Consider the following 4620-nt stretch of genomic DNA (forward strand, 5'->3'; position numbering starts at 1 on the left):
CGTGCGCGAACGCGCCGCCGAGAACGACCACGAGGCCCGGCTCGCGTCGAATGCGGACCGCCGCAGCGGCGACGCGCGCACGATCAATTACCGGCGCGTCGCCGATCCGGCCGAGTCCGGCGCGGGCGGCGCACTCAAGCCGCTGACGTTCCGCGAGCGGGTCGCGTGGACGATCCTCAACGCGCTCGAGACGTCGCCGCTGTCGCCCGGCTTCGTCGCGCGCGACGCCGACGTGACGCTGGCGTCGCGCCGGCCGCTCGTCGAGCAGCACGAGTACGGCGGTCGCACGCTGTACGTCGTGCGCAACGACCGTGCGGGCGGCGCGTTCGCGACGCGCGACGGCGTACCGGTGGGCGGGCACGAACTCGCGCTCGATGCCCGCTACGCGTTTCGCGCGCCGGCCGACATGGCGGAACCGATCGTGCTGATCGCCGAGCAGGCGGACGCGAAGCTCGCGCCCGAGCTCGCGAACGTGTGGAACCGGCCGGTGTTCGTCGCGCCGCGCGACGCGCTCGCGGCCGACGGCACGCTGCGCGCGACGAGCGGCTACCTGCGCTACGACCCCGCGCCGCACCCCGAAGTCGATCTCGGTCCGCTGCGCGCGGACGGCACGACCGTGTTCCATGCCGATACCGGCAAGCCGGTCGATCTCGCCGAGCATCTCGGCGCGCTGATCGCGTTCGGCAACGAGAAAGGCGGCTTCGCGCTCGGCCGCGGCGCGGTGCTCGGCCTGTACGAGGACCTGACCAGCACGCGCAGCCAGCAGCGCAACGCGGCGCTCAACGAGCAGGCCGGCCTTGCGCTGCTGCGCGGCCGCTTCGATCTGCCGACCGTGTCGATGGACGGCCCGTTCTCGCACGCGAATCGCGTCGCGGTGCTGTACCAGCCGCGCGGTGCGCTGCATACGCAGGATGTCGAGCGCGGCGTGCTGCCGTCGACGCTGAAAGCCGGGACGCTCGACCAGCTGCGGGCGCTCAAGACGCTCATCGCGGAGAACCGCCTGTACTTCGACGTCCAGGGTATCTATCACGACGGCCGCCTGCTGATGACGGACCCGGGCCGGATCGAAACCGGCAACGACGGCTACCGCGGCACGCACGACCGTGTCGACGACCAGTTGCAACTCCTCGAGCGCGGCGTCGAACGCGGCGACGTGACGCTCGCGCATCCGGAAACGACCGAGGTCGCCCCGTCCGGCGACAAGCCCGGGCTCGTCGCCCGGCTGCAGATGCGGTTCGGCGGCGCGCCGCTGCCGAACGAGGTCAGTGCACTCGCGCAACAGTCGGGCACGCTCGCGCAGCAACTGCGCATGCTCGACGACAACGGCTGGCGCGTGCGGGTCGGCAAGCGCGGCGGCGGCAGCCGGATCGATGCCGGCAAGAAGCGCGTCACGATCGACGGCGCGCTCACGCACCCCGAATCGATGACCTACACGCTCGCGCACGAGGCCAAGCACGCGGTCGAGGCGATCGACGGCTCGCTCGGGCTCGACTACAGCGGCCGGCGCCGCTTCACGCGCAAGGCGCTCGAAGCGGAGGCGCGTGCGCAGCTCAATGCGTTCGAGGCGCGCTACGAAATCCAGATGAAGAGCGGCGTCGACATCGCCGCGCACGTCAAGCTGCCCGACGCGATCCAGGCGGTCGCCGATGCGTGGCAGCCGTCGCACGATTACGCGGGCACCGTCGCGACGCTGGCCGACGCATTCGCGCGTTCGCCGGTGTCGGGCGCGCACGGGCAGCACTACGACGCGTTCTACGGCGACGCCTTCGATCGCGGCGCGGCGCAGGCGGCCCGCACGATGCCGGCGCCGCAGGACGCACCGGCGGCCGGCGACGCGCCGCGCTCGATGCGCGAGATCCAGGCGCAGCGCGTCGCGTGGACGAACGACCATGTGGAGCGCAATGCGTCGCCGTTCGGCGCGGGCGGCCCGCCCGCGCTCGACACGCTGTCGTTCCTGCGCAGCGACGAGCCCATCCGGCTCGATCCGCGCAACCAGATCGCCATCGTGCCGGCCGAATCGCTGCGTGGCGGCACGCTGCTCGGCCCCGACGGGCGGCCGGTCGATCCGCACACGTTCACGCTGCTCAACCCGCCGCCGCCCGACCCGGGATATACGACGATCCTGTCGGCACGCCACGCGAACGAAGGCGCGGCCGCGCAACTCGCGAACCTGTGGCAACGCACGATCTACGCGGCGCATCCGGATGCCGTCGGCGAAGCCGGCGCGCTGACCGACCTGTCCGGCCTGAACCGCTACACGCCGGCCGCCTATCGCCAGCCGTCGCTCGGCGAGCTGTCGGTCGACACGGCACGCGATCGCCTGCATGTCACCGGCGACCCGTCGCGCGTCGTCGACCCGGCGGATTACCTCGGCCCGGTGCTCGGTTCCGGCGCGGACAAGACCGTGTTCGACGGCGGTGCCGGACAGGCCGTCGGCATCTATCGCAACGGCACGCCCCGGGGCCTCGTCAACGCGTACGAAGCGGTCGGCCTCGAACAGGCCGGGCTGCGCGAACTCAAGGAAACCTACAAGCTGCCGACCAGCACGACCGACGGCCCGTTCACGGTCGCCAATCGCATCGGCGTCGTGCTGAAGCCGTCCGCGCAGCTGAGCAGCGTCGACGTCGAATTCGACCTCGGCCTGCCGCGCGTGGTGTCGCACGACGGCCTGGCCGATCTCGGCAAGATTCGCCGCGTCACCGCGCAGCACCATCTGCTGTATGACTTCCAGGTGCTGTTCGGCCGCACCGGCGAGGTGATGCTGCACGACCCCGGCGAGGTCATGCACGAGGCCGACCCGGACGGCAGCGTACTCGAACGGATCGACGACGTCGCCGCGAAGATTCATTACGGACTCCAGACCGGGCGCATCCGTCTCGCGCACCCGGAGATGACCGAGCACGGCGCCTACGCGCCGCGGCGCGGCGTCATCGAGCGCGTCGTCACGACCTTCCGCGGCGTCGTGCTGCGCATGCGCGCGCACGCGCTCGCGTCGCGTTCGCCGACGCTGATGGCGCAGATGCGGCTCGCGAAGCAGGACGGCTGGAAGGTGAAGCTCGGCGCGCGCGGCGCAGGCCAGTCCGTCGACGCCGAACGGCGCGTGATCGTCCTCGACGGCAACACGCGGCGTGCCGGCACGCTGGTGTTCGCGCTCGCGCACGAGGCGCAGCATAGCGTCGACATCTCGACCGGTGCGCTCGGTCTCGATCACACGAGCCCCGAAGCGTACGTGCGCAGCCTGCTGCTCGCGGAAGCCCGCGCGCAGGTCAACGCATACCGCGTACGCGACGAGATCCTCGCGGCGGGCGGCGGCGACATCGCGGCCCACGTGCAGCTGCCGGACGCGCTCGCGCGCGCCGCGCGCCACGCGTACGAGAGCGGCGACCCGGCCGCGCTGCAGGCCCTCGCGGACCAGTTCGGCGACACGCGCACGTCGCTGCCCGGCAATCCGACCTATCGCGTGCTGTACGCCGAGCAGGCGCGCGCGCTGACCGGCGACGCGCGACTGCCGAAGCTTGCCGCGCCGGGGACCGGCAACCGCGCATCGGGTGCATCGGGCGCCGCCGGCGGCGGGCACGCACGCGAAAGCGCAAAGATGAAGCGCGCACGCGCCTGGCTCGACGAACGCGGGTTGCGCACCTTGACGCGCGTCGAGGGCAACAGCCTGCCGGAACTGCGCAACCTGGTCCGGGAAACCGGGCGCAGCGCGTACGTGCTGATCGCCCGTGCCGGCACGCCGACCGCCGGCTCGCCGCCGAAGTTCGTCGCCGAGGCACAGGTCGATGCGAACGGCGCGATCAAGATCACCCATGCCGACCGGTCGCTCAAACGCGCGGGCCGGAAGACACTCGACGATGCGGTGTCGCTCGCGCTCGATGCGCGGCATCGCGACGAGGCCGCGGCAGCACGACTCGACTTCGATTTCTACGTATCGAAGGTGCCGCTCGCCGAATTGAAGCGCCTGGGCGGTCCGTCGAAGATTGAGCCGGCGCACGATGGCGACACGATCGAGCTCGCCCATGCGGGCCGCGTCGACGACGGGCTCGCGGACGCGATCAATGCGCTCGGCTCGGTCAAGCACTATTCGAACGCCAACAAGGCGATCGCGAACGCGCGCAACGCCGATACGATCTATGCGGTCGACCGGAAAACCGGCGAGATCCTCGGCCATGCGACGCGCGATCCGAACAGCGGGGTGTGGTACTACGAAGCAAAAGCGCCGCTCGACGGCACCCGCGTCACGCCACGCACGCTCGACGACGCGTTCCAGCGCCGCGTGAAGGCGCGGATGCGTCCGGGCGGCCCACGCCACCGGATTCCGCTGTCGCGCGCACGCCAGCGCGGCGTCTCGTTCATCGCGACGGAGATCGGTGCCGACATGATGGCGCGCATCGGCCGCTTCGATCCGGTCAAGGCGCCGAAGGAAAAGGCCGACCGCCTGCCGTCGCGCCTGCGCCCGCGCTATGCCACCCAGACCTCGATCGCGTGGACCCTCGACGCGAGCCACCGCGTCGCGCTGCTGACGCGCGCCCGCGCCTCCGCGCTGCTGAAGCGGCAGGCGACGCCGGGCGCCCTGCCGTCGGGAGCGGCGGCGCCCCATGCGCAGCCCGTCCCGGCCAC

At 71.9% G+C, this 4620-nt stretch carries 1 pseudogene; it reads left to right on the top strand.

Annotated elements, in window-relative coordinates:
* Positions 1-4620, top strand: a pseudogene (locus tag F3J15_RS36955) (LWXIA domain-containing protein); the annotation flags it as partial.

Origin of the sequence: Burkholderia sp. Ap-955 (genome assembly GCF_011753045.1) — a bacterium.
Classification (GTDB): domain Bacteria; phylum Pseudomonadota; class Gammaproteobacteria; order Burkholderiales; family Burkholderiaceae; genus Burkholderia; species Burkholderia lata_D.